The sequence below is a fragment of the Pararhodonellum marinum genome (assembly GCF_015354735.1).
In the GTDB taxonomy this organism is placed as follows: Bacteria; Bacteroidota; Bacteroidia; order Cytophagales; family Cyclobacteriaceae; genus Pararhodonellum; species Pararhodonellum marinum.
Window position 1 is genome coordinate 170,569 of the sequence record NZ_JACEFJ010000004.1, and the last position, 26,464, is coordinate 197,032.

Annotated in this window: 26 protein-coding genes and 1 other RNA gene; 10 read left to right on the forward strand and 17 right to left on the reverse strand. The window is 41.9% G+C overall.

The window, feature by feature from the left end:
* Nucleotides 1-35: 35 nt before the first annotated feature.
* Nucleotides 36-863, reverse strand: coding sequence for a glycosyltransferase family 2 protein (locus tag H1A14_RS10075; RefSeq protein WP_194776129.1), 828 nt, complete (start codon nt 861-863; stop codon nt 36-38).
* A 489-nt stretch (nt 864-1,352) separates the two neighbouring features.
* Here H1A14_RS10075 and H1A14_RS10080 point away from each other — a divergent pair, with 489 nt between their 5' ends.
* Nucleotides 1,353-2,315 (forward strand): calcium/sodium antiporter, encoded by a 963-nt coding sequence (locus H1A14_RS10080; protein ID WP_194776130.1) that lies wholly within the window; start codon nt 1,353-1,355, stop codon nt 2,313-2,315.
* A gap of 57 nt (nt 2,316-2,372) precedes the next feature.
* Here the strand turns inward: H1A14_RS10080 and H1A14_RS10085 are convergent, their stop codons facing one another.
* On the reverse strand, nt 2,373-3,725 hold the full coding sequence (locus tag H1A14_RS10085; RefSeq protein WP_194776131.1) for a glucuronyl esterase domain-containing protein: 1,353 nt from the start codon (nt 3,723-3,725) through the stop codon (nt 2,373-2,375).
* Nucleotides 3,726-4,756: 1,031 nt separating this feature from the next.
* Nucleotides 4,757-5,163, reverse strand: a transfer-messenger RNA (tmRNA) gene (gene ssrA / locus H1A14_RS10090).
* A 210-nt stretch (nt 5,164-5,373) separates the two neighbouring features.
* Here ssrA and H1A14_RS10095 point away from each other — a divergent pair.
* From H1A14_RS10095 to H1A14_RS10105, 3 genes are all read left to right on the forward strand, one after another.
* Nucleotides 5,374-6,162 (forward strand): DUF481 domain-containing protein, encoded by a 789-nt coding sequence (locus tag H1A14_RS10095; protein WP_228527716.1) that lies wholly within the window; start codon nt 5,374-5,376, stop codon nt 6,160-6,162.
* Nucleotides 6,163-6,253: 91 nt separating this feature from the next.
* A complete protein-coding gene (locus H1A14_RS10100) occupies nt 6,254-7,399 on the forward strand; it encodes a DNA polymerase III subunit gamma/tau (RefSeq protein ID WP_194776132.1) in 1,146 nt (381 codons plus the stop codon).
* A 101-nt stretch (nt 7,400-7,500) separates the two neighbouring features.
* Nucleotides 7,501-7,986 carry a DNA polymerase III subunit gamma/tau gene (locus tag H1A14_RS10105; protein WP_194776133.1) on the forward strand — a complete coding sequence of 162 codons (486 nt, stop codon included), beginning with the start codon at nt 7,501-7,503 and terminating at the stop codon, nt 7,984-7,986.
* Here H1A14_RS10105 and H1A14_RS10110 read toward each other — a convergent pair.
* The 4 genes from H1A14_RS10110 to H1A14_RS10125 are packed head-to-tail and all read right to left on the reverse strand — an operon-like array spanning nt 7,983 to nt 12,507.
* Nucleotides 7,983-8,978, reverse strand: a complete 996-nt coding sequence (locus tag H1A14_RS10110; protein WP_194776134.1) for a DUF3078 domain-containing protein — start codon at nt 8,976-8,978, stop codon at nt 7,983-7,985. The two genes, H1A14_RS10105 and H1A14_RS10110, sit on opposite strands and share 4 nt — an antisense overlap.
* A gap of 36 nt (nt 8,979-9,014) precedes the next feature.
* On the reverse strand, nt 9,015-10,622 hold the full coding sequence (locus H1A14_RS10115) for a LysM peptidoglycan-binding domain-containing protein (RefSeq protein WP_194776135.1): 1,608 nt from the start codon (nt 10,620-10,622) through the stop codon (nt 9,015-9,017).
* A gap of 8 nt (nt 10,623-10,630) precedes the next feature.
* Nucleotides 10,631-11,275 carry an O-methyltransferase gene (locus H1A14_RS10120; RefSeq protein WP_194776136.1) on the reverse strand — a complete coding sequence of 215 codons (645 nt, stop codon included), beginning with the start codon at nt 11,273-11,275 and terminating at the stop codon, nt 10,631-10,633.
* Nucleotides 11,276-11,277: 2 nt separating this feature from the next.
* Nucleotides 11,278-12,507, reverse strand: coding sequence for a M16 family metallopeptidase (locus tag H1A14_RS10125; protein ID WP_194776137.1), 1,230 nt, complete (start codon nt 12,505-12,507; stop codon nt 11,278-11,280).
* Nucleotides 12,508-12,611: 104 nt separating this feature from the next.
* Between H1A14_RS10125 and H1A14_RS10130 the strand changes: the two genes are divergently transcribed.
* From H1A14_RS10130 to H1A14_RS10140, 3 genes are all read left to right on the forward strand, one after another.
* Nucleotides 12,612-13,901, forward strand: a complete 1,290-nt coding sequence (locus H1A14_RS10130) for an aminopeptidase P family protein (RefSeq protein WP_194776138.1) — start codon at nt 12,612-12,614, stop codon at nt 13,899-13,901.
* 4 nt (nt 13,902-13,905) lie between these two features.
* Nucleotides 13,906-14,331, forward strand: coding sequence for an NUDIX domain-containing protein (locus tag H1A14_RS10135; RefSeq protein ID WP_194776139.1), 426 nt, complete (start codon nt 13,906-13,908; stop codon nt 14,329-14,331).
* 192 nt (nt 14,332-14,523) lie between these two features.
* Entirely contained in the window at nt 14,524-15,657 is a 1,134-nt protein-coding gene (locus H1A14_RS10140; protein ID WP_194776140.1) for a hypothetical protein, read from the forward strand.
* 302 nt (nt 15,658-15,959) lie between these two features.
* Here H1A14_RS10140 and tsf read toward each other — a convergent pair whose 3' ends face one another.
* From tsf to H1A14_RS10175, 7 genes are all read right to left on the reverse strand, one after another.
* Nucleotides 15,960-16,787: a translation elongation factor Ts gene (gene tsf, locus H1A14_RS10145; RefSeq protein WP_194776141.1), complete on the reverse strand. Its 828-nt coding sequence runs from the start codon at nt 16,785-16,787 to the stop codon at nt 15,960-15,962.
* A 218-nt stretch (nt 16,788-17,005) separates the two neighbouring features.
* Nucleotides 17,006-17,773, reverse strand: a complete 768-nt coding sequence (gene rpsB / locus H1A14_RS10150; protein WP_194776142.1) for a 30S ribosomal protein S2 — start codon at nt 17,771-17,773, stop codon at nt 17,006-17,008.
* 44 nt (nt 17,774-17,817) lie between these two features.
* The gene (gene rpsI / locus H1A14_RS10155) at nt 17,818-18,204 is read right to left on the reverse strand and encodes a 30S ribosomal protein S9 (protein ID WP_194776143.1); all 387 of its coding nucleotides are present in this window, start codon (nt 18,202-18,204) and stop codon (nt 17,818-17,820) included.
* 12 nt (nt 18,205-18,216) lie between these two features.
* The gene (gene rplM, locus H1A14_RS10160) at nt 18,217-18,660 is read right to left on the reverse strand and encodes a 50S ribosomal protein L13 (RefSeq protein ID WP_194776144.1); all 444 of its coding nucleotides are present in this window, start codon (nt 18,658-18,660) and stop codon (nt 18,217-18,219) included.
* A 121-nt stretch (nt 18,661-18,781) separates the two neighbouring features.
* Nucleotides 18,782-19,492: an RluA family pseudouridine synthase gene (locus H1A14_RS10165; protein WP_194776145.1), complete on the reverse strand. Its 711-nt coding sequence runs from the start codon at nt 19,490-19,492 to the stop codon at nt 18,782-18,784.
* Nucleotides 19,493-19,808: 316 nt separating this feature from the next.
* Nucleotides 19,809-20,492 carry a hypothetical protein gene (locus tag H1A14_RS10170; protein ID WP_194776146.1) on the reverse strand — a complete coding sequence of 228 codons (684 nt, stop codon included), beginning with the start codon at nt 20,490-20,492 and terminating at the stop codon, nt 19,809-19,811.
* Nucleotides 20,492-21,142: an outer membrane beta-barrel protein gene (locus H1A14_RS10175; RefSeq protein ID WP_194776147.1), complete on the reverse strand. Its 651-nt coding sequence runs from the start codon at nt 21,140-21,142 to the stop codon at nt 20,492-20,494. Before H1A14_RS10175 ends, H1A14_RS10170 begins: the two co-directional genes overlap by 1 nt.
* Nucleotides 21,143-21,341: 199 nt before the next feature.
* On the opposite strand from H1A14_RS10175, the gene H1A14_RS10180 reads away from it, so the two are divergent.
* The gene (locus H1A14_RS10180; RefSeq protein ID WP_194776148.1) at nt 21,342-22,145 is read left to right on the forward strand and encodes a HipA family kinase; all 804 of its coding nucleotides are present in this window, start codon (nt 21,342-21,344) and stop codon (nt 22,143-22,145) included.
* The gene (locus tag H1A14_RS10185) at nt 22,123-22,506 is read left to right on the forward strand and encodes a DUF3037 domain-containing protein (protein WP_194776149.1); all 384 of its coding nucleotides are present in this window, start codon (nt 22,123-22,125) and stop codon (nt 22,504-22,506) included. The genes H1A14_RS10180 and H1A14_RS10185 overlap by 23 nt, the downstream gene beginning before the upstream one ends.
* Before the next feature lie 4 nt (nt 22,507-22,510).
* Here H1A14_RS10185 and H1A14_RS10190 read toward each other — a convergent pair whose 3' ends face one another.
* The 3 genes from H1A14_RS10190 to H1A14_RS10200 form a co-directional block, all read right to left on the reverse strand.
* Nucleotides 22,511-23,554 (reverse strand): sensor histidine kinase, encoded by a 1,044-nt coding sequence (locus tag H1A14_RS10190; RefSeq protein WP_194776150.1) that lies wholly within the window; start codon nt 23,552-23,554, stop codon nt 22,511-22,513.
* 5 nt (nt 23,555-23,559) lie between these two features.
* Entirely contained in the window at nt 23,560-24,249 is a 690-nt protein-coding gene (locus H1A14_RS10195; RefSeq protein WP_194776151.1) for a response regulator transcription factor, read from the reverse strand.
* 131 nt (nt 24,250-24,380) lie between these two features.
* Nucleotides 24,381-25,187: a DUF3108 domain-containing protein gene (locus H1A14_RS10200; protein ID WP_194776152.1), complete on the reverse strand. Its 807-nt coding sequence runs from the start codon at nt 25,185-25,187 to the stop codon at nt 24,381-24,383.
* 187 nt (nt 25,188-25,374) lie between these two features.
* Between H1A14_RS10200 and recA the strand changes: the two genes are divergently transcribed.
* A complete protein-coding gene (recA, locus tag H1A14_RS10205) occupies nt 25,375-26,403 on the forward strand; it encodes a recombinase RecA (RefSeq protein WP_194776153.1) in 1,029 nt (342 codons plus the stop codon).
* Nucleotides 26,404-26,464: the final 61 nt, after the last annotated feature.

The following is a 26,464-nucleotide window of genomic DNA, read 5'->3' on the forward strand; positions in this document are numbered from 1 at the left end:
AATTCTCCCAACGTTGAAATTTGGAAATTGAGGGTTTACAGAAAAAATAGATGCGCCATCCTATTATAATATTTTGAGACACTTCTTTTTACTCTCAAAGGTCCATTAATGTACTTCCAGAAAAAATCCCCGTGTTTTTTGTTCAAATAGGTTATCGCTTGCTTTTTTGCTTCGCTACAGAAGGATTTTCTTCTTGATGCCGAGTGGATTCTATAGTAAAAACCTGTGATCGGCAATTGTACAGCTTTTCCGCCGTCTTTCAGCATAGAGATCCAAAATTCCCAATCTTCCCATCCTTCTTCCATGGCTACATCAAAACCTCCAACAGCTTCCCAATCAGATTTGTGAAATAATGCGGATACGAAAATCATGTTCTCGGTTGCCAATGCTTGATGACTGAAATTCTGTAAATTCCATTTACCGGATTTTCTTCCAAACTTCTCAGCTTGACAATAAACTACTTTGATATTTGCATCTGAAGATATGACTTCTACGGCTCGACTTATATATTCCGGATGGATTTTGTCATCCCCATCCAGTGGAAGTATATATTCACCATTTGCAAATTCAATCCCTACATTTCTTGCTTCTGATGGTCCTTTGTTGGATTGGTTGATATAATACACACCAGTATTTTTTTTAGCAATCTCTTTGATGATTTCCAGTGAATCATCGGTGCTGCCATCATTTACGATGATAATTTCTAGTGGCTTGTAGGTGGAATTTAATACTGAGGGAACAGTTTCTTGTAAGAATTTACCCTGATTGTAACAAGGAATTACCACACTCACTAATTTTTGCCCTATATCGCTATGATAATCAGGCGTTGATATGTGATTTTCGGAAAGCGTTAAATGTGACATACTGAAGTTGGTTTTAGTTTTTTGGACCAACAATATACAAATATATTCATAAAAAGATTAAAAATATAAATATATTTATTTAAATATTTATAGCATATAAATATTAGTTGTCGGGATTTATTACTAGACGCATGCAACTCACGGATCGCGACAACCCATGTTAAATATTTTTTCAGACAACCATACTTGACCGTGCAAAGCCAGTCAGGCTAAAAATTTGAAAAATGGTTGATTAATAAAACTTTGAAAGAGCAGTCAGTTGTACACACTAAAACCATACTGAAAAATTTTGTCCTTGATTAGGATTTGAGGAAATCAAAATCACTCCACTATTCTAATAATAATGCTTTTAAAGTGGCATTTGAGCCTACTTTTTTCTGAATAGGTTTTGATGTAACCAAAGGATTTTTTTTTTGATTGAAAAATTTTTAAGTACCAAACCCTAAATTATCCTTAATTCAATGTACTTTTGATGCGCTATAAATGTCTATGGTCTGGTCCGTTTTGCTGTTGCTTTTAGGGTTTGTACTGCTGGTGGCAGGGGCTGATAAATTGGTAGGTGCAGCCTCCGCTTTGGCCGGAAATTTTGGAATTCCTCCCTTGGTGATTGGCTTGACGGTGGTCGCCTTTGGGACCTCTGCTCCCGAATTGACAGTCAATGTATTTGCTTCTTTAGGTGGTGCCTCCGAAATGGTATTGGCCAATGTATTGGGCAGCAATATTTTTAATGTTTTGGGTATTTTGGGCATCTGTGCTTTGGTTTATCCACTTACCGTCAAAAGCAACACCACTTGGATCGAAATCCCTTTGAGTCTACTCGCAGCTGTTCTGGTGTGGGTCTTGGCTGCTGACCTGCTACTCAATGAAGGAACGGCCAACATCATTTCCAAAGGAGATGGATTGGTGCTTTTGCTGTTTTTCGGAGTTTTTCTGGTTTACAACATCATGGTTTCTAAAAATTCCTCGAACGAAGAGGTTATAGCAGGTGGAAAAACCTACACCAATAAGATGGCTTTGTTTTGGATGTTACTTGGTTTGGCTGGCTTGGTTTTAGGTGGAAAGCTGATTGTAGACAATGCCGTGGGATTGGCCAGGCAATTTGGCCTTTCGGAAAGGGTCATAGGACTGACCATCGTTTCGATTGGCACTTCTCTCCCGGAATTGGCCACCTCGCTGGTGGCAGTAAGGCAAAAAAAAGTGGACATTGCCATTGGGAACGTAGTTGGGTCGAACATCTTCAACATCTTTTTTATCCTAGGTCTCTCTTCCACCATCCTTCCCGTTCAGGTTGCCGATTCAAATTTCTTGGATATCTGGGTCAATGTGCTGGCCGGTTTGTTCCTTTTTGTATTCCTTTTTTCAGGAAAAGGAAGGAAACTGGATCGTTGGGAAGCAGGGATATTTTTTTCGCTTTATGTGGTATACCTGGTGTACTTGCTTTTTTACTCCTGATTGAAATCTGAATTGGATTTTAGATCCTAACCTTCAATTCTAAGGTAAAATTGGGATTTAATCCCAATATTTACTGGCCCATGCGATCCATGTACTCCAATTGGGACCGGTGGTATGGCCTCCGGCATGCTGTCTGAAAGCGATGTCATGCTGGGTGAGGGCTTGACCTAGCACCGGAAATTCTCGGGTCTCCAAGCCCTTTTTGCCTAACAATTCGTAAACGGGTCCGGCATGAAGTCCGGCGATAAACATCCCCCGTGCATCTATCCAATTGCCTTCTACAAATGGGGAACCGACACTGATGAAAACCGGTCTAGGTGCACATAAGGCAACCAGTTGATGGGCATCTACCGGAAGATCATCCTGGTTCAAGGGTCCGGCATACTTGATAAAGTTGCCACAAAACCAATGGTATTCTCCCGAAGAAGCAAGATTTTCTATTTGTTCCCCGAAATTCCTTCTGAGAATTTTTGTTCCTCCTGCACCGGAGGAACCAATAAATCCTAAAGAGAACCTCGGCTCAAAAGCCATGGCGACCACGGCAGCTTTGCCATACCTGGAAAGTCCCTCGATGGCGACTTTTGTTTCATCTACTTCTTTGTCTGTTTCAAAATAATCCATTGCCCTGCTGGCACCCCAGGCCCATGCCCGCAAGGTTCCCCATTGCTCCGGGGTTCTTGGGTTTCCTTGGTTCACCAGACCTATGATGCCTTGGGTCAAACCGGCCCCGTTATCAGCCTGGAAGCTGGAAGGGACAATAACCGCATAGCCCCAACCCTTGGAAATCAACTGTTCCTTCCAAGAGGGTTCATTGGCACCCATTCCAGCAGGTGCTCCAGGTCCGGGACCGAATGGTGATCTTATAAAGCCAAATTCCATCACCAAAGGCACTGCACTTGTGGCATGTAGCGGGGTAGCCACCAACAATTCTATTTCCACGCTTATGTCAGGATAGGCGGAATTGTCCACAGCCCCGATCAATATTTTTTCTCTAATGGGGAAGTTGCCGATTACAGTATCGTAGGCAGCTTTTACTTTCCAACTTACTCCAGGGACATTATCAGGAAGGCGACCGTAAATTTCCCTTTCAAATTCTTCGACGGTTTCCGGTCTTTTTTGCTCCCACCAATCGGCCTTGGATTTAACCTTTCCTCCCTCTTTTAAAAGCAAAGGATCGGGTAACACATAATTCCGGACGAGTTCCTCGGCACTGTTGGCAGCATTTGGATCCTGTGGGTTTCCTGAAGGTCCCCTTCTTTGCTGATTGGGATCCAGCTTCAATTGTTCGAGCATCTGAACAAAATCGGCCTGAGTAAGCTTGTTGATGGAATCCCTGGCAGCTTGAGAAAACTGGGCATGCGCTTGTAGAAAAATAAAAAAAGATAGAAGGAGGATGTAAACTTTTTTCATGCTAGGGTCAGATAGGTTATCGAAACATAAGATATCAAAATAGCAGGTAATACTTGATGTTTATTTTTTAGGATGACAATTATTCCTCCAAGGGTGCTATTTCACCTGATGAAAAGAATTTTTCATTGATACTTTGAAAATTCCATGGTTAAAAAGATGTACCATTGATGTTAGAAATGAGATTTACAAAATAAAAATCCTCCGAATCGATTGGGAGGATTTATGAAACACCAGATCGGACCTTGAAAATCATGGGATATGGAATGGAGCCATTGGAAAATAAATATTATCACATGAACCAAGAGTTTCCACCAAATAGTGATTATTCAGATAAAAATTTTAATGGTTATCCGCTTCTTTGCCACTAACCCAATATTCTTCTTCAAACGGGTTGGAAGTCCGAAGTCCGAAGTCTGATGTACCGGACATTTCAATTTGCTGTCGAGAATTATATTGAATTACCATTTTACTGGCATCTTTCCGTACATTCACAAAAATTTTTTACAAGATATATATCTATTTAAATGGTTGTATCCCGAAACAGGGGAAATTGAGCCTTTTATCCAGTTTCCGAAAAACAGCACAAAAAAAAACCAAAGCGTATTTCCTGATCGGGTATTTTCCAGGATATGATGAATTGGATTTAGAGTAAAGCAAGACCAATAAGTCGGAGGATGAGTGGATTGTTTTTAGGGAAAAAATCAAGAAAAAGTATCCAAGGAGAATCGCCGTAGTGAACTCCTTGGGCAATGTGGTCAACGATTTTTTGCCGGAAGACCTGGAACCGAATAGTATGCCCTGACTTCGATCAAAGACGTTTGGTTGAATGGCAGGGGAAGGGATATATATCCAAAATAATTGGACATGAATGAAATGGCAGTAGATGTACAACCCTTTTTATTCAATCCCAATGATGCCAAGAAAATCAATTTGTTCCCCAAGTATTTGGAGCAAGTGAAGTTGGGTTGAAATATTAGGAATAAGTGGAAATAAAAAAATCCTCTTGAAATTGTTGTTTCTTGAGGATTTTTTAGTGGAGCTGGCGGGATTCGAACCCGCGTCCAGATAGGGAAACACTGTACCGTCTACATGTTTAGTCACCTGTTGGGTTTTCGTTAACACACTGCTGGATGACACACCGATGTGTTACTTATCTGCTGGATTTTCGCACCTGTTTAGCAGCATCCCAGGCACTAGTCCCATCATTTCGACACCCCGGACTCAACCCCGAAAGGACGGAGGGTTGCGGGATGTGGCCGGGGAACTTCTATCGAAGTTCAACCCTTTAAGCATGATCTATCCCCTGAGGGTAAGATTAGGCAGCCATGGCGTAATTAGATTCGCCATTTGTGGTTTGCATGAATGATTCACGGGCGTACATGCTCCACCCGACATGCGAGCCCAGTCCTTACACCTACTGTCAAAACCGGTCAGCCCCATTGTGTTCCAATACGGACGACAAATATACCACAAATAAAGTTCCGAAACCTTTTTGCTGGTAGTGGGCTTTCCGTGAATATTCACTGAAAAAAGGCCATTTTAAGTTTTTCTGATTTAGAAGTGATAATGCCGCTAACCATTGACCTTATTCCTTGGATTCCCGGCTTAAATTCCAAAACTTTGCACAGTCAAAAAATAGCCACACGTTTTGAAAAGAATTACATTTCTCCTCCTGTTTTTTACCTTCACCGCTTCACAGGCCCAGATTCTGAACATTGAAAGATACAGATTGGAAAAAGACACCACAAAAAATTTCATGTTTAAAGCAACGGCTGGCCTGAATGTATTCAACAGAAGTGCTGCTTCCGATGCGCCTGTGAACCTTTTTGGATACAAGTGGGATGTAAATGCGGTTTACTTTCCGGGAAAACACTCCTTTATTTTTGTCTCCAATTTTGATTACCTCCGAATCAATGAAAACGATTTTTTGAATTTTGGTTTGATCCATGGCCGAGTGGTTTTTAATCGGGAAAAGATTACCAATATTGAAACTTTCGCCCAGTATTCTTTTGACAATTTCAGGGGTCTCGAGCCTCGGTGGGTAATGGGCGGAACCTTGAGGTATCAAGCGGTAAAAAGTGATCGGATGACCCTGATTCTAGGAATGGGCGCCATCTATGAACATGAAACCTGGATCCACCCATTTACAGAAGAGGATGTGCAGATTGATTTTTTCAAAAGCAGCAATTATGTCTCCCTTCGAATGACCATAAGCCCCAATGTGGATATCAACACCGTCACCTATTATCAGGTAGGATATGATCAGGGGATTGAAGCCTTCAGGAACCGAATCAACAGCACCATCAACTTGAATACAAAAATTACAGATCGGTTCTCATTCAACAATACCTTTGAATTTGCCTATGAAGATCGTCCAATAGTTCCTATTACGCCTTTTATTTTTGCCTTTAGGATGGGAATTTCATTGGATTTTTAAATGTGCTGGAATCCAACTGATTAATGATTTTCCATATAGGAATTTGGTTTTTGAAAAGCTGTAAATAGGAATAATTTTATATCTTGCGGTGATGGAAAATTTCGTAGTTTCAGCCAGAAAATATAGACCGTCAAATTTCAAATCAGTGGTGGGGCAACAGCACATCACCACAACCTTGAAAAATGCGATCAAGAACAACCACCTGGCTCAGGCATTTTTATTTTGTGGACCAAGGGGTGTGGGGAAGACAACTTGCGCGCGAATCCTTGCCAAAACCATCAACTGTGAAAACCTTACCGCGGACTTTGAAGCTTGCAACACCTGTGATTCCTGCAAGGCCTTCAATACCAACAGCTCTTTCAATGTACATGAACTGGATGCAGCCTCCAACAATTCTGTGGAGGACATCCGAAACCTGGTAGATCAGGTAAGATATGCCCCTCAAAAAGGCAATTACAAAATCTACATCATTGATGAGGTGCACATGCTCTCCAATCAGGCTTTCAATGCTTTTTTGAAAACCCTGGAAGAGCCACCCAAATACGCCATTTTTATTTTGGCTACCACTGAAAAACACAAGATCATTCCCACCATCCTTTCCCGTTGTCAGATATTTGATTTCAACCGGATTCAGATCAAGGACATTGCGGATCATCTCAAGTACATTGCCTCTGAGGAAACCATCACTTTTGAGGAGGAGGCGTTGAGATTGATCGCTACCAAGGCGGATGGAGCATTAAGGGACGCTTTGTCTATATTTGATCTGATCGTCACCTATTCCGCAGGCCGCAAACTCACCTATGAGGAGACCATAGCCAACCTGCACATATTGGATTATGATTATTATTTCAAGGTTACAGATGCTTTGTTGGAAGAAAGCATTTCCAAAGTACTTTTGGTTTTTGACGAAATCCTGAAGAAGGGATTTGACGGACAAAACTTTATTGTCGGTCTAAGTGAGCATTTTCGGGACTTGATGGTCTGTAAAGATCCAACGACCATCACTTTGCTGCAGGTTTCAGAAAGTGCACAACAGCGGTACAAAGAACAGGCTGCACAGACTTCCCTGACTTTTCTTCTTTCCGCATTGAACATCTGCAACCAATGTGACATCCATTACAAGGCAAGCAAAAACCAAAGGTTGCATGTGGAATTGGCCTTAATGAAACTGGCAAAACTTCCCCATGCCATCACCCTTGCGGCTTTGGCTCAAGAGGAAACAAAAAAAAAAGCCTGAATGAGCCCGTCCCAAAGGCGCAAAAACAGCAGGTAACTACAGCAGGTACAATAGAAAAAAAACCTTCTTCAACTCCGATTTTACAGGATTTAAAAAGGACTATGGTCATTCCCAACAGCGTAGCGGAAGCCAAAAAAAGAATGCTTTCCAATGTAGCTGAAAAGGATCAGGTCAAAAAAGCAGGCAAGCAAGAAAATCAGGGAGAGACCATACCCTATGATCCATTTGATCTGAAAAAACTGGAACAAGTGATGGGAAACATCATTCTGGAATTTAAAAAAGGCCATAAAAATCTGGAATTAACCGTGGTAAAGCAACCCTTTGAACTCCAGGGTGAGCAGATTACTTTTTTGCTTCATGGAGACCTGCAAAAAGATATTTTTCAAAAATTAAAGCCTGAGCTTTTGGGTATATTGAAAAAAGCACTCAATAATTACAGGATTACCCTGGACATGCGGATTGAGGATGATTCGGAAAACAGCGGCAGTAGACTTTACACTTCTACGGACAAACTCAATTACCTAAAAGAAAAAAATCCTGCGCTAAAAGAACTCCAAAAAAGATTTGGCTTGGAGGTAGATTTTTAGAAATCTATTCCTATCCCAAAATTGATCAGGTTTTGCAATTGGACTGCTTGCTTGCTCGTCCCGTCTCCCTGATCTATAAAAACTTTCTCATCATAAATCAAAATGGTCTCGATTCGGGTGGAAATGTATTTATTGACCTTAAGATTGATAATTGAATTGAAGTTTACCACCATGTTGCCGAGTCTTTCGTAATTGGAGAAAAGGTTGAGGTCGGCTTTCCAAGACACATTCTCCATTAATTTCATGTCTATGGAGGTACCCAGTGACACCCCTGCCTCTGCGTTTACCTTTTCTCCGGGGATTACCCCAAATGCGCCGGCCCTGCTCAATGAATCATCTAAAACTATCGTAAACCTCCCTGAAAACGGAGAAGCAATGATTGATAATTTATCTCCATTTTCAAATTCTTCTCTGTAATTCAAACCAGTGGATGACTGTATGTATGCCGGGCTGAGCAAATCGGAAATTTTGGTCCTGACTTCCAAATCTGACCCCCCAGGCCTCGAATACCTATAACCAGCCAACATTTGGGTTCGAGCATCCAACTGAGTGGATAGGTAAAGTTTCTCCGAAAGTTCTCGGCCATATTTTGTTAAAAAAATAAAGTTGTCATTGGTTTTTCGGGTAGGAAATGCCCTACCAGTTTGCCGGTTAAACCCAAAGTTTATCGTGAGTCTGGTGTCCCAGATTTTATCGTCTTTTTTGTAGTTGGCAAACAGGTTCAATCCAGTATTCAAAGCAAAGGAACCGGCTCCACCAGCATTCCAGTTGCTTAAAGAAACCTGCTGTATGCTCAAGTTATAATTTCCTCCTTTATCCCAAAAAATCTCTTTTACTTCGGGCTTAAAGATCAAGGAATCTCCCAGCATGATCAAAGTGTCACCATCGATCAAGACCGTGTCTGCCAGAATAAATTGATCCTGATCTTGGGCCCAACCATGAATGGAAAGGCCTAACATACAAATCAAAATCAAACAGATAATCCTATACATAGGGCAAATTCTTCTTCATAGGGCAGGGCAAATATATCATGGAAAGTTGGATGTACCTCCATCTGTTTTGATGATAATTTGCTGTCCGATTTTGAGGTTGTTGTCTGGACCAATGTTGTTCCATTGTTTTAATTGGTCGACCGTCACCTGGTATTTTTTGGAAAGTGCATAGAGTGTCTCACCCGTTACCACAGTATGGGTGATCTGTGCTACATTGGGTGCGGCAGGGGGAGTAGCTTGGGGGGTTGATACAGGATTTGAATCAACCGTTTGGTTTACCTGCACTGCCTGACTTGTCCTGACAGGCCGGCTTTGCTGTTGGCTTGGGACCGGAACCATTTTAATGCTTTCGCCCCTTTGGTAATATTCCTGAAGCTTCAGCACCATACCTGGACGGAGGTCTTTATCTGAAAATATCCTGTTTTTAGCTTTCAATGCATGTAAGCGGATGCCATAAAGCTGTGAAATTTCCCACAAGGTTTCACCTTGCTTGACCACATGGTCGGGTACAGCGGCTTTATTTTTTTTGCGTTTGGTATAGTAGTATCTTTGGGCTTCTACTTTTGTGTTTTTATCCAGATCATTGACCCTTCTAAATTTCCCCTCTTTTATTCCGGCCCTATCTGCCATGGCTTCTTGGCTCATGGTGTTTTTAGCCAGGATGCCTTTGATTCCGTTGACTTTAACTTGCCCGGGGAGTTCAGGTCTCGAAGTATTTCCGGAGACCTTGGGAAATGCGGCTGCCTGATTGATGATTGGTGTGTTGGTTGAGTAGGTATAGTCGGGAATGTTAGAAGTAAGCACGGGCCTTGACGGAGACATGCCTTGACGTGGGTAGGTGACATAATAGGTTTTGTCTCCAGGGATTTGGTTTCCGCCGATCCACTTGTTGTATTCTCTGATTTGGTTTTCATGAACCCCCGCACTTTGAGCTATCTGCTTGACTGTGCTGGGACCCTTCACTGGCATAACTTCCAGGTATGCACTGTTGCTGACCAGCTTTCCTAGTTGCCCTTCAAAGGCCACTTTGTGGGCAAGAAATTTTTTGAGGTACCAATGGGAGTTTTTGTCAATGTTCATGGTCCTGTTGCCATTGTATCGGTCACCAAAATAACCCTTGGCTCCGCCTAGCCCCATTTGGTAGGAGACTAAGGCACAGGCCCAGTTGTTGAAGTATTGGTTGTGTTTTTGCAAATAAAGTGCAGCACCTTGGGTGGAGGAGACAATGTTTTTCCTTTCATCCACCTGATTGTCTACCCGGAGAAAGACCTCTTCGGCAGTCCCTTTTTTAAACTGCCAAAAACCTACCGCATTACTGGTAGAAACCGCATCTGCTATCAGACTGCTCTCCTGAATCACCAGATATTTCAGATCTGTAGGCACTCCTTTTTCCGCCAAGACCTGCTCTATGACGGGCATGTACAAGTTGACCCGATCCAATTTGGTTTGAAAGTAGTTTTGGTTTCGGTACAGAGCGTCCACATCCAATTGGATCTCACGCCTCGCCTGCTCATTGAGGCGGAGGGTCATGTCTGCAAATTGAATGGTGGAAGGTACCTGTGGCACTTGGGCCTTGAGCCCTGAAGAAAGCAAGAAAGCAAAAATAAAGCAATGGGATAGCAATCTTGAAAATGCTGTTTTCATGAAGATGTTTATATTTTTCTAGCGATCATTATTCCGTCCCTGATGGGCAATAGCACATTTTCCACTCTCGGGTCAGCCTGCACCATGGCATTGTATTCCAAAAGCACGGCTGTATCTTTGTCAGGTTTATCTTCAGTTTTCTGTACAACTTTTCCCGACCACAGCACATTGTCAGCCAAGATGATGCCTCCCGGATTAACTCTGTCAACGATCAAATCATAATAATTGATATAATTGCGCTTGTCTGCATCGATGAAAACCAAATCAAAAGTTCCCTCTAGGGTAGGGATTATATCCAGTGCATTGCCCAATCGATAATCAATTTTATGCTGAAGTCCTGCTTTTTCAAAATAGCTCCGCACCCTGCTTTCCAGCTCATCATTGATGTCTAAAGTGATCAGCTTACCCTCCGGAGCCAATCCCCTCGCCATGCAGATTCCTGAATAACCAGTATAGGTGCCTATTTCAAGGATGACTTTGGGCCGGAGCATTTTGGAGATAAGTTCCAGCACTTTGCCCTGTAAGTGTCCCGAAAGCATCCTTGGCATCAATACCTCAGCATGTGTATCTCTGGCTATTTCTGACAGGATGGCATCTTCGGGACTGCTGTGGTCTTCACAATATTGCGAAATAAGTGGGTCAATCAGCTCCATTTTTATTGCGGTAAATATGTCAGGAAACTCAACTGCTCCTCGTCCAATACCTCATTGGCAATATCCTGTAAGGTTTCTGCAGTCGTGTTTCTTATGGTGGCAAATATACTGTCCAAAGATTCAATTTTACCCTTATCCAACAGGTTTTTGCCAAAAACCAACATTAAGGCAGCGTAATTTTCCTCGGCCATGGCCATTTGGCCGATGGCTTGTTCCTTGGCCATGTGCAGTTGAAGCGTACCTAGTTTTTTATCACGGAGGCTTTTCAGCTCTCTGAGCACCAATTTGCGGGCTTTGGGCGCGGTGCTTTCTTCTGTTCCATAGAATATGCCTAAGAATCCGGTATCAGAAAATGTCTGAAAACTTGATTCTACACTATATACCAGCCCATGTTTTTCCCTAAGTGCCATGTTCAGTCTGGAATTCATACTTGGCCCACCTAGGATGTTGTTGAGCAAATACAATTGATACCGCTTTGGGTGGTGCAGGTGATAAGCAGGCTTACCCAAGGCACAGTGTGCCTGAGAAATATCCTTATAAATGGTTTTATGGGTAGGTTCGTATTGATGGAATTTACTGCGGATATACAGACTTCTCTTTTCCGTGATTTCTTCCAGCAAAGGTTGGATCTGCTTTAGCACTTTTTGGTAGCTGATGTTACCTACTACCGAAAAAACGATTTTATGGGTATCCAGCCTACTGGAAATAAAATCAAAGAAATCCTGCTGTTGGAACTGGGAAACCGTCATCGTGTTGCCAAGGATATTTCTACCTAGGGCATGGTTCGCATAGATCATTTCGTCCAGTTCATCCTGTATGGAATCATCGGGCGAGTCCCTGTACATGGACATTTCCTCCAGGATTACCTGTCTTTCTTTTTCGATTTGCTTTGGCGGAAAAATACTGTGAAAAGTGATGTCAAAGAGGAGTTCAGCTGCTTTATTGAAATGATTTTTCAATGTACTGGAGTAGAAACAGATTTTTTCCTTGGTCGTATAGGCGTTCAGTTCCCCTCCTACGGAGTCCAAGCGGTTGAGGATATGAAATGCCTTTCTTTTATGGGTTCCTTTGAAGGCCATGTGTTCCCAAAAATGGGCAAGCCCTTCCTGTTCTACTGATTCGTCTCTGCTTCCTATATTTAAAATGAATCCACAATGTACGAGTCTGGTATGGGTGACTTCCTGATGAACGATACGGATGCCATTGGCCAACTCCTTGATGTTGTATGTCATGCTTAATTGTAATCTCAATTTGAAATTACAAAAATAATGGACTTTATCGGCATATTTTTTTGAAGGGGATAAATATGCTATTTTTGAACCACAACGATAAGCTTATGCGATACGAAGCCCTGCCTGCTGCACTCTATGTGAAAAACAGGAAAAAACTACTCAAAAAACTCCCGAAAAATGCCATTGTGGTACTAAATTCCAACGATATCATGCCCACCAATGCGGATGGGACCATGAGATTTCGTCAAAACAATGACCTCCTTTATCTCACGGGAATAGACCAAGAGGAAACGGTTTTGGTCCTTTGTCCCGATTTTCCCAATCCTGATATGCGAGAAATCCTTTTTCTTCGGGAAACAGATGAGCACATTGCCATCTGGGAGGGGCACAAATATACCAAAGAGGAGGCCTATGCCGCATCTGGCATCAAAAACATCCAATGGGTATCCAATTTTGAGTCGGTATTTAATACCCTGATGGCATTGAGTGAGGGGGTATTTCTCAATACCAATGAGCATTTAAGGGCAGCTGTGGCTGTGGAAACCCGCGATGCACGCTTTATCAAAAACTGTAAGAAAAGGTACCCCTTGCACCAATACCACAGATTGGCTCCTTTGATGCAAGAATTGCGTGCTGTCAAAGAAAAGCAGGAATGGGAGCAGCTTCAAAAAGCCTGCGACATCACCGAGGCGGGCTTTAGACGCATCCTTTCTTATATAAAACCCGGTGTCAAGGAATATGAAATAGAAGCAGAATACCTGCATGAATTTGTGAGAAGAGGAAGCAGAGGATTTGCCTATGAACCCATCATCGCCTCCGGTGCCAATGCCTGTGTGCTGCATTACATTGACAACAAGGAAGTCTGCCAAGACGGGGACCTCATCCTGTTTGATGTAGGGGCAGAGTATGGCAACTACAATGCAGATATGAGTCGTGCGATCCCTGTCAATGGACGGTTTACCAAAAGGCAAAGAGACATCTATCAAGCAGTATTGAGGGTTCAGCGAGCGGCCATGGATCTCCTCCGTCCCGGCACGAATATTCAGGATTACCACAAGGAAGTTGGGCTCATCATGCAGTCCGAGTTGCTGGGATTAAAGCTTTTGACCAAAACAGACATCAAAAAGCAGGATCCCCAGAAACCAGCCTACAAAAAGTACTTTATGCATGGAACCAGCCATCATTTGGGTCTCGATGTCCACGATGTGGGGACCATGTACAATCCCATCAAACCGGGTATGGTCTTTACGGTTGAGCCTGGTATTTACGTGATGGAAGAGGGAATAGGGATCCGTTTGGAAAACAATATTGTGATCCAAAAAGAGGGTTATCTAGACTTAATGAAAAATATCCCTATTGAGGCAGAGGAAATTGAGGAGTTGATGAACCGATGAGTTGATGGCCCATACCTATGATTATCCAAGACCTTCTCTTACAGCCGATGCAATAGTGTATTGCATGGATACCAAAGAGGTGCTTTTGATCAAAAGGAAAAATGAACCTTTTCATGGTAAATGGGCCCTTCCGGGAGGATTTGTAGATCCTTATGAAATTCCTTTTCAGGCCTGTCTCAGGGAATTGAAAGAGGAAACAGCTTTGGAACTTTACGGACATCCGGAAATTCTTGTGGGGGTTTATGGACAAGAAGGCAGGGATCCCAGAGGGTGGACCGTCTCAGTCGTATATTTTTTTGAAGTCTTAGAGACAACCAAATCCAAAGTCCAGGAAGGTTCTGACAGCAGCGAGGTGGGCTGGTTCGAATGGATCGCATTGCCGGAATTGGCTTTTGATCACCTTGAGATTCTTGGAAATGTTCAAGCGTAAATTGGAGGTTTGTTTTAATTGAGAGTCAATCTGTAGATTTCAAAAGAATTTTTTCTGAATTGTTAGAGAAGTAGGGGAAAAGAAAATAGTTAAAGGCCTGCCGGATGTGCTTACGCTGATTGCCAGGTCTGCTTTTTATGGGATTGTGGTGGGGGAGTAGCACATGTTTGTGACGAATAATCCATTTATTTTATGATACAACGTTGTTTAGTGATTTTGGCATGGTTCTCTTTTTTTTCTTGTCAGAAAAAGTTGGAGAATCATGCCTTTACTGATTCTTTTGAGTTGGAAGTGGTGGATTCCACTTTGGTAATCGAGCAGGATTTTTTTCTGAATGGCCAAGTAGAAGTAAAGCTAATTGGAGACAGTTTGATCGCTGTTTCATCTTTTAAGTCATTGGCTATTTCTTTCTTTAGAGTGGACGGAACAGAATATGGCCACATTTCTTCTAGAGAATTTCCAGAGGCACCTTTTTCTCCATCTTCTTTTGACGTAACAGAATTTCCTGTTTTACATGTGTTAGAGCACAGAAGGGGAACAATCCACAAATTTAATGTAGAGCAAAAATCTTTTATAGAAACCAAGAAGCTTAATTTGCCGGAAGGGAAAGCCCCGAAATTTATCAATTCAAAATTCAAGGTTCTTCCTAATGGATATTTAGTAGAACTGCATTCCATATTGTTTAGTGCTTCAGATCCAGAATATTATCGTAAGTGTGGCAATCTGATCTATATTTTTGATAATGATGGGGAAGTGTTGGATTCATTTTTGGAGTATCCGGATGAATATCAAGTTAACAAAGGCTCGATATTGCCCAATACGTATCTTGTTTCCAATTCCTTTGGCAATTCCATAAATTTTTCTTTTCCACATGAAAAGAAAATAAAAAGCTTCGATTTGACCAATCTTGAACAAAACCCGAAAATACTTCATATTCCAAATAGCAAATACTTCGATTTTGCCCTTCGTGAAGCAGATGGGATCATAACCATGGAAGAAAGGATGGCTGGAGTAGCAAGTCCCCCTCTCAACGACTATTTTCTTTCAATTCATGAAACTAAAAAGCAATTATTGATTCAGACTTGGATGTATAACAAAGAGGTTGAGGACAGCAGAGAATTTTTAACCCATTTGATAACCTATGACAGGTTGGAAGGTAAATGGATGGAACTCGATGTACCAAGAAAACTCTTCGAGCTTGGAAGTCTGGCGGGCATAGAAAGGGATACCCTGTATTTTTTTGAAGGATTTACAATAAATCATGATCATAAATTTATCAGAAGGGCAGTTTTAAAACCCTTAAAGAAAAAAACTGATCTCCAATAGTTCCTCTTATTTTGTTCTCTATCCCAGATTATATTGCCGATAGAATTTTTCTGATCTCTCAAACATTTTGAAATTAATGGATTTAGACGCAGCATTTGATTGTTATCGATTGCTTTTGGGGCCTTTTGAATTGACTTTTTCGGTTTTGGAATCCCATCTTAATTTAAGGTGAGTAATTTATTATACATCCACCTAATCAGTCATAGGCTTAATGTTAGAGTTCATTGGGACCACATTGGTTAAAATAGAAAAAGCTGACCCCTTTTGAGATCAGCTTTTGAATGTTTTTGAGAGGCTGTTTATTACCCTATAGCAATTCTTTTAAAACTGGAAACTGTAAGTCCTTTGCTGACTCCGTCCAGGTATTGGGCAATGGTCTTGCTGTTATCCTTTACAAATGCCTGGCTCAAAAGGGTGTTCTCTTTGTAGAATTTATTGAGTTTGCCCATGGCGATTTTTTCCAGCATTTCTTCCGGCTTGCCTTCAGCTCTGGCCTGTTCTTTACCAACTTCAATTTCTCTCTGCACCATGGTAGCATCTACACCGTCTTTGTCTACAGCTACTGGATTCATCGCTGCAATTTGCATGGCCACGTCTTTACCTGCTTCTGTCACGTCTCCGTTTGCGTTTTTAAGACCTACCAACACACCCAATTTACCGTTGGAGTGGATATAGGAAACCACTGCATCACCTTCCACGATTTCAAAATGGCTGATTTCAGTTTTCTCACCGATTTTACCGGTCATTTCAATGATTTTTTCCTGTACGGTAAGAGTATCGAATGGCAATGCATGGATAGCTTCAATAGAGGTGGCATTTTTTTCCACCGCCAAATCCAATAGGGTATTGGCAAAAGAAACAAATTCTTCATTTTTTGCCACAAAGTCAGTTTCGCAGGTCAAAGAAAGCAAAAATCCTTTGGTCTGGTCTGTATTGGTTTTGGTGACAATGGTACCTTCTTTGGTCTCCCTGTCTGCTCTTGAAGCAGATACTTTCTGTCCTTTTTTTCTAAGGATATCCACCGCTTTTTCAAAATCACCTTCTGCCTCGGTAAGTGCTTTTTTACAATCCATCATACCGGCACCGGTCATTTGTCTCAATTTGTTAACTTCTTGTGCAGTAATAGCCATTTTATTTTCTGTTTATTTTTTAGGTTCTTTTGTAAGTTCCAATCCTGTTTTAAAGAAATGGGAATTTTATATTCGAATTCAGGTATTCTTTTATTCTTTTGATTTCCTGAGAAAGTGGATCTCTGTTTAGGAAAAAGATCAAAATAGGGTAAATAAAAAATTGAACACAGGATCATGCCTTGTGTTCAATCTTCTATAGGTCAATTTTCAAAGAAAATTTATTCTTGTTCCTGTGCACCGGCATCAACCGCCTTTTTTGCCTCTTCCTCTTCAGTAAGTTTGGCATCTTCCTTATCACGTTTTCTTTCGCTCAACCCTTCTTCAATGGCTGTTCCAATGGATTTTACCAATAAAGAGATGGATTTGAATGCATCATCGTTAGCCGGAATCGGAAATTCCACCTCGTTGGGGTTGGAATTGGTGTCCACAAGGGCGAAAACAGGAATGCCCAACTTTTGAGCTTCTGAAATGGCGATGTGTTCTCTTTTGATGTCCACTACAAACAGCGCTGCTGGAAGTCTGGTCAGATCTGCGATACCGCCCAATACTGATTCCAGTTTCTCTCTCTGTCGGGTGATCATCAACCGTTCCTTTTTAGCCAGGTTGGTGTAGGATTCATCCTTGATCAATTTGTCTATAGAAGACATTTTCTTCAATGATTTCCGAATGGTAGCAAAGTTGGTCAACATGCCACCTAACCATCTTTCAGTGACAAAGGGCATGTTCAGTCTTTTTGCTTCCTCAGCTACCAGGTCTTTCGCTTGCTTTTTGGTGGCAACGAACATGACCTTTTTTCCTGAGCGTACGATTTGCTTGATTGCGTTGGATGCTTCTTCGAGGCAAACAAGCGTTTTGTTAAGGTCGATAATATGGATTCCGTTTTTTTCCATAAAAATATATGGAGCCATTCTCGGATCCCACTTTCTCGTCAAGTGTCCAAAATGAACACCAGCATCCAGTAAGTCTTTATATTCTAGATTAGCCATTAATAAATAAAATTGAACTTGTATAAAATTGGATAAACTCCCAATTAACGTTTGGAGAACTGGAATTTTCTTCTTGCTTTTCTACGTCCTGGCTTCTTACGTTCCACCATTCTGGGATCACGGGTCAGAAATCCTTCTTTTTTCAAAGGTGATCTGTGCTCCTCGTTGATTTCACATAGGGCCCTGGCGATGGCCATCCGGGCAGCTTCTGCCTGGCCTTTGATGCCGCCTCCGTCTACATTGATCATGATGTCATAAGCACCGTTTTGCCCTACGAGCTCAAGCGGCTGCTTTACCACAATCTGATGCAAATCAAAAGGAAAATAGGTTTCTAGAGCTCTTTTGTTGACCAAAATCTCCCCGTTGCCTGGTTTCATGTAGATTCTGGCGACAGATGTCTTTCTTCTACCGATGGTATTGATTACTTCCATGGATTGCTTTGATTACAATTTAACTTCTTTAGGCTGCTGTGCTTGGTGAGGATGCTCAGCACCTTCATACACAAACAGATTTCTATACATTTCTCTTCCCAATCTGGATTTAGGAAGCATGCCTCTTACTGCTTTTTCCACAAGGATGGCAGCCGATTTTTCCTTCAACATTTTTGGGGTAGAAATTCTTTGTCCTCCAGGATATCCCGTGTGACGAACATATACTTTTTCGTTCCACTTTTTTCCTGTCAACCTTACTTTGTCGGCATTGATGACGATTACATTGTCACCGCAGTCCACGTGAGGAGTAAAACTGGGTTTGTTTTTTCCTCTCAAGATTTTCGCTACCTCACTCGCAAACCTACCCAATACTGCAGACTGGGCATCTACTACCACCCAGTTTTTCTCTACAGTAGCAGTATTTGCTGATTTGGTTTTATAGCTTAATGTATCCACTGTGTAAACGTTTAATTATTAGCTTGTTAAATATAGATCACCCTCAAAAAGGGACACAAAGATAGAAGTATTATCTTTTATTTCAAAAGAATTAATACATTACCCCCTAATTTTCTTTGGGTTACCTGTTTTTTTCGAGTTGTTTGACCAATACATCAAAGTCTTTGGGGTATGGAGCCGTAACTTCTACCCTTTCTCCGTTCATCCCCGCAAAGCCTATGGAATAGGCATGCAGGGAAACTCTTTGCATAATGGGCAATTCCTCGGTGTCTTTTTTGAGGTTAAACCGCTTTTTTAAAGCAGAAAGGTAAAGCGGCTTGCCTCCATATAAGTCATCCCCGCAGATCGGCGTTTTCAGATAAGCCAAATGGACCCTGATCTGATGAAGCCTCCCGGTAACCGGTCTGCACTCCACCAAGGTGTGTGCATAATAGGTTTTAAGAGTTTGAATATAGGTTTGGGCAGGCTTTCCATCTTTGCTGATTTTAGCGATGCCTTTATTGGTTGCGGCCAGATTTCGGTCTACAAGAACTCTTTGGTAGTCCTTTACACCATCCACCACAGCATGGTAAATTTTGTCCACCTGTCTGTCTTCAAACTGTATCGCCAGGTTCCTGTAGGCTTCCGGATGCTTGGCAATGGCCAGGCAACCTGAGGTTTCTTTGTCCAGTCGGTGACACACCTGGGCATCAGGGGTGTATTGTCTGGCCAATTCCAGGATATTTTGGGATTCATGCCTGTCGTCTAGGGTCGATAAATAAGGAAGCTTATTGACCACCAGGTAATCGTCGTTTTCGAACAGGACCAGATTTCTAAAATCTATTTTCTTCATGCTGTGCGCATTCCCAATTAGCCTGCAAAAGTAGGGAAATTCTATTTATCCCAATATTTATTTGAGGAAATAATTAGTCAGCCCTTTTCATCACTTGCCATTTTTTAGCTCCACTGGAAGTAGGACACGTAGGTTTAGGACTTTGAAACTAATCCGAAATTCTCTTAAAAATCTGATGGGCCTTCGGGGCTTTATTAAACTTTAATGTGAATATCCAATTTTTTGGCAAGCGGGATATTAATGGCAAACCGGCACAAATCAGGAATAAGGTCTGTGAAATAATTTTTAATCCTGCATGATGCCAATCATGGCAAATTCAATTAAGATAAAATTGAATCCCCAAATCCAGACCTATTTTAGTGGTCGTTGCAGGAATGGAATAAATATTGAAATCTCTGAATCTTTTTGTGTTTTGGTAGCTGATCAGTCCTTCCAAGCCTATGTTGGGAGAAATAAAATGAACCAAGCCCAGTCCTCCACTAAAAATCCTTTGCTCATGCTTGGGGTCTTTGGGGATGAAGAGATTTGTCACAGGGTCAAGACGTTTTTGGGAGTTGTAGGAGAGGTTGTACCTAGAATCAGCAAAAACGGCCCACTTCTCGTCCAAGGGAAAGTAATAACGTGCAACAGGGCCAAGATTAAATAAAGTAAATGACTGATTAACTATATTGGTTCCCGGAGTTAATTCAGGATAAATAACCCTGTTGTGGTTTAGCCCAGTCTGAACACCAATTGCCAGGTTTGGGATAATGAAATAATATAGGGTAGGGGTTACTGAAAAATTGACCATTTTGTAGGCAAATTGTGGATCAATGTCATTATTATTCTCCTGCCTTGATACATGAAACTGACCTCCAATAATCAGATCACCTTTGTTTGTTTGTGCCCTCGTAGTATTAGTCGTACAGACCATTAGAAGCAAGGGAAAAAGGAAGTAAGCGATGATTCTGGAAAGAGGCATGGTAATTCTGGATGGAATTTGGATAAAATGTTTTTTCATCACTCTTGATTTTTTCTGAGGTAAAATTGCAGTCCGCCAGAAAATAAGATGGTGTTGGATGTTCTATTTTGCAGGTCAAGGTTCTGATTGCTGGAATATTTGAGTATCGTTTGCGAGGTCCGGTAAGCCAGGAGCCCTTCTAACCCGATATTGGGTCTGAGGAAGTAAACCAGTCCAATTCCCAAAGAAAGGTCAGTGGAAGAAATATTCCGCTCTTTTGAAACGTACTCAGTTAGCGTGCTATTTAAAATTTTTCGGGTGTTATAAATTCTTCTGTAACGTGCATCAGCAAAAAGTGAAAACTTTTCACTTAAAGGAAAAAAGTAGCGAACCTGGGGACCGAAAGAATATTGCAAAGGCCAGAATTTCTCCAATTCATTGGTGGCAATGACAGTATTGGTCTCCCTGAAAATACCAATACCGGTCACGATCCCTAAAGCGAGGTTTTGATTTACAAAATATAATGGTGAAACATTAAATCCTGCCGCGAAATTTGTAAAGCTGGTGAAATTGTTTGGTTCCGAGTATCGATAAAAGTGAAGGGAACCGCTTCCTTGGATCATCCAATCGCCTTGACTGGTCTGGGCATTTAAAGAGGGATGAAGTAGGAAAAGGAAAAATGCAAGCAATAAAAATAACTTTTGTCTCATGGGTGAAAATTGTGCGGAAAACTAAATCTATTTTTCTAAATAAAATACTAAACAACAGAAATTTTTTTTCGGTAACTCACGCAGGTTATCAATGCATTTGAAAGATGGGGTCATTGCTGCGATACGGTCAATAGATTAGTTCCTCTTCTTGAAAGCCAATCCCAAAATGATCCTTACATTTGGGATTAAAAGATATACAATGAAGCAAAATCCCGTTCTTCCCGGACTGAGAAATGTACTGGTCACCAGGTATGTGATGCCGTTGCGTGAAGGCGGATCCTTACCGGCTTTGGCTGATGCAGATGATGGCTTCAGTTATGTCCTTAAATTTAAAGGAGCTGGTCAGCGGGAAAAGGCCCTCATCGCCGAGCTGCTTGGGGGAGAGATTGCCCGCATTTTGGGCTTTAAGGTCCCTGAACTGGTGTTTGCCTATCTGGATGAAGCCTTCGGGAGGTCGGAAGGGGATGAGGAAATACAGGATTTACTCAAAGCAAGTCAAGGTTTGAACCTTGGCCTGCACTTTCTTTCCAAGGCACTGACTTTTGATCCCGGTGCCGGAAAGATAGATGAAGCATTGGCTTCCAAAATCGTCTGGTTGGATGCCTTGATTACCAATGTGGACAGAACCTTCAAAAATACCAACATGCTGATATGGAACCGGGAACTTTGGTTGATCGATCATGGTGCCTCGTTTTTGTTTCACCACAACTGGGATACCTGGGAAAAAAAGGTCCTGAGTCCTTTTCCGATGATCAAAGACCATGTGTTACTTCCACAGGCTTCCCTATTGGACGAGGTAGATACCGAACTCAAATCCAAACTTGATGAAAAAGTGATCAGATCCATTGTTGAATTGGTGCCCGATGAATGGATACTTGCTTCCAGGGATGTGGAAAATGCCGAAGAGGGTAGAGCCATCTATGCAACTTATTTGATCACACGTTTAAAACATTCAGGGATATTTGTAAAGGGAGCAAAGGATGCAAGGGAAACACTTATATGAATATGCTGTGGTTCGGGCAGTGCCCCGGGTCGAAAGAGAGGAATTTGTCAACGTGGGCGTCATGGTATGTTGCAAAAAGACAAATGAGCTCCTGTGCAAATTCTTAATAAGCCGGGACAAACTCCTTGCTTTGGACAAGGAAGCGGATCTATCCACCATAGAAACCTATCTGCAATCCTTCAAACAGGTCTGCCAGGGTGATCCCAATGGGAGTCCGATAAGCCATCAGGATGCCGCCTCCCGCTTCAGATGGCTTACAGCCATGAGAAGTTCTATTATTCAGACCTCCAGACCCCATGTCGGATTTGCAGATGACCTAGAGGAAGTGACCCGGGATCTTTTTGATAAATTTGTAGGTTGAAGAATCAATTTTTTTTCTCCAAAGGCAACTCAAAACTGAACATGGATCCTTTGCCCACTGTAGAGGTGACGGATATCTTGCTCTTATGTCCTTCCAGAATGTGTTTTACAATGGCCAAGCCCAAACCAGTACCGCCCTTTTCCCTTGACCGGCTTTTTTCCACCCGATAAAACCGCTCAAACACCCGCTTGATGTCTTCCGGTGGGATGCCTTGTCCATTGTCCTTGATGTCCACATGCAATTGGTTTTTGTGCTGCTTGAGATGTACCTCCACCTCTCCGCCATCATGGTTGTATTTAATGGCATTGGATATCAGGTTTTGACAGACCCTGAAGATTTTATCCTTGTCAGCATAGGTAGGGTAGCTTTTTTTCTTATCGAAGTAAAATCTGATCAGCACATCCCGCTTGGCAGCTTTCTGTTCCAATTCTTCGATGACTTCCAATACCAGATCTTTGAGGTCAAAACTCTCAAAATGGAATTTGATCACCCCGCTTTCCATTTGGTTCAGGGTAAGCAGGTCATGGACCAGCTTATCCAGAGAGTTGAGGCTTTTGGCTGCTCTTTTCAGAAATTTATAACGGACGGCCTCATCTTCCACTGCTCCGTCCAATAAGGTATGTACATATCCCTGAGCAGCAAAAATGGGTGTTTTCAGCTCATGGGAGATGTCTGCAATAAATTCCCTTCTGAAAACCGCATTTTTTTGAAGGGTTTCTATTTCCTTGTTTTTGGCTACTGCATAGGAATTGATCGTTTTGTTGATTTTTTTTAGTGGGGAGATGGAAGCCCTGTTGGGTTTGTCCACCACATTGGAAAGATCTTTCTTTTGGATTTTTTCCAGCATTACATAAATGCTGCTGATTTCCTTGAAAATGAGGTATTCCAAGGTAATGTTCATCAGGAGATAGGAAACAGAAAAAGAGATTCCCCCGGCCACTATCAACAGAGTAGCTGTCGCACTTTCCATCAGGGACAAGAAGGCAACGGTAAGTGCTGATATGGCCAAGGCCAATACCAATGCAATTCCCCGCGAAGTGGTGAACATATTATTTACCCCAGATCAAATTTATATCCTACTCCTTTAACAGTAGTGATGTAATTTTCTCCAATCTTTTCTCTGACTTTGCGAATGTGCACATCAACCGTTCTGGCCAATACAAAAACGTCCGCCCCCCAGATATTTTGAAGAAGGTCATCTCTACTAAAAACCATATTAGGGTTTTTTGCGAGGAAATACAACAGTTCGAATTCTTTTTTGGGAAGGGTGATGGTTTTCCCGTTTTTGTCAATGGTGTAACTGGTCCGGTCTATTGTAAGGTCTTTGATTTTGATCTGAGATACCTCCTGTTCTTTTTTGGAGTCCCTCCTGAACAAAGCTGAAATTCTGCTTACCAAAGCCCGCGGCTTGATGGGTTTGGTAATGTAATCATCCGCCCCGACATCAAATGCAGCTACTTCGCTGTATTCTTCAGATCTTGCTGTCAAGAATATAATGAATGTATTTTTCAAGTCGCTGATGTCCCTGATTTGCCGGCAGGTTTCTACCCCGTCCTGATTAGGCATCATGATGTCGAGTAGGATTACATCTGGCTTGAATTTGATGGCGGTCTTCACGGCTTTGATACCGTCTTCTGCAGAAGCTACTTCGTAGCCTTCTTTTTCCAGGTTATAAGTCAGTATCTCTATGATATCCGGCTCATCGTCAACAACTAAAATTTTGACTTTCTGTTTTTCACTCATCAGTGGGGATTTTGTGGGGTTAATCCGGTGCTAATTTAGAAAAAGAACCATTAGGTTTGGCTTTCTAGACCAGGTAATCCAATCTAAAAACAAACAAAAATTAAAAAACAGTCAAGTATGTTATCCGAATGTTAATCCTTTGTCACCAAATTGTTACGCAATCCTTTAGCAGAGACAATTTCCATATCTAACGAGCCCACCACAAGATTGGCCTTAATTTTAACTGGAATCTTATTTTTGTCATCAGAAATCCAAACCTTTACCGGGAACTCCCCCCTAAACAATTTGTTGGGTGGCATTTGTGGAGTGAATATATAAGTGTCAAACGTACCGACAGGAGTGGAAATCCTTTCTTTTCCCTGGTATATTAAGTTTAGGTTATATATTTCTTTGTCGAAAAAACCTGGGATAGTAACGGCATCTCCTGATTTGAATTTTTTCAAATCAATGGTCCTCAAGTAATAAAATCCGCTCACAATATCTTGGACAGTTCCGGGTAAGTCAAAGGACTTTGTTTCTACCAATTCCTTATTCTCACGGTCATAAAGCTCCATTTTGGCTTTTTTGGCCTTTTGGTCCAGATGTACTCTTTCGTTTTTGCGGTATTTGCCTTCCTGAATGTGCCTGTAGGATTGATGGGGGAGAATTTTGGCAGTGTCCAAATAAGTCCCCCAGTTGTCATTGACCTTGCCAAACCAACTTGCAGGCCCTTTGGTTTTGCCGAATACGTCAATTTTGTAGGTTGGATGGTCGTTGATGGTGAAAATGCTGTCTGAAATGACCAGTTTTGCATCTGCAAGGCCAATCCATCCATAGCTGACATTGAACAGCAACTCTTCTCCAGAATTAAAGGATTGGTTTTTTTGCTGGCTGTGCATGGGTTTGGCTGACCATAAAAAAAGGCAAAGGGCAATACTGCTTATTATCTTTGTACGCATAAATTGAATTCTCATGGATAAAGTATGCTTCAAAAGTAATACCAAATCTACATGGACAAAATCTGTATCTTTGTTAAAATTAGTAAAACGGATTTGGAAAACAATGGTTACCCTTTCCGTTGGTTATCCGATTCTGATTCTTTACTTTCACATGTTAAATTAATATTGAAGATTTTTACCGAAGACTATGAGTGCAAATAATGAAAAATTAAAAGCTTTACAACTGACCATAGACAAACTGGAAAAAACCTATGGCAAGGGCACTGTAATGAAGCTGAGTGACAACAAGGTGTTGGATATTCCTGCCATTTCCACAGGATCTCTTGGATTGGATATGGCATTGGGAATCGGAGGAATCCCGAGGGGTAGGGTGATTGAAATTTATGGACCGGAATCTTCAGGAAAAACCACGCTCACCATGCATTGTATCGCTGAGGCACAGAAAGCCGGTGGATTGGCTGCTTTCATAGATGCAGAACATGCCTTTGACAAAACTTATGCGGAGAAATTGGGAATTGATACCGAGAATCTACTCATTTCCCAACCGGATAACGGCGAACAAGCATTGGAAATAGCCGAACACCTCATTCGATCTGGGGCAATTGACATCATAGTGATTGATTCCGTGGCTGCCTTGGTTCCTAAAGGGGAGCTGGAAGGAGATATGGGAGACAGCAAAATGGGTCTACAAGCCAGATTGATGTCCCAAGCGCTTCGAAAACTTACCGGAGCGATCAATAAATCCGGATGTGCCTGTATTTTTATCAATCAGCTGAGAGAAAAAATAGGGGTGATGTTTGGCAACCCTGAGACCACAACAGGTGGAAATGCACTCAAATTTTATGCTTCCGTCCGATTGGATATCAGAAGGATCGGGCAAATCAAAGAAGGAGCTGACAATATTCTAGGCAACAGAACCAAAGTCAAGGTGGTCAAAAATAAAGTGGCCCCTCCATTCAAAGTAGTGGAGTTTGACATCATGTATGGACAGGGCATTTCAAAAGTCGGGGAAATCATTGATCTGGGCGTGGAGTTTGACATCATCAAAAAGGCAGGATCCTGGTTTTCTTACGATGGCAACAAGCTGGGACAGGGCAGGGATGCGGTGAAGTCACTTCTGCTGGACAATCCCGAATTGATGGAAGAGCTGGAAAAGAAAATCAAAGACAAAGCCGGGATCAACGGTCTTAAAGAAGAAAAACCCATCGAAGAATAGGTAAATGCCTTGATTTGTACTGACAAAAAAACCCTGATGCCTTCTAGTCATCAGGGTTCTT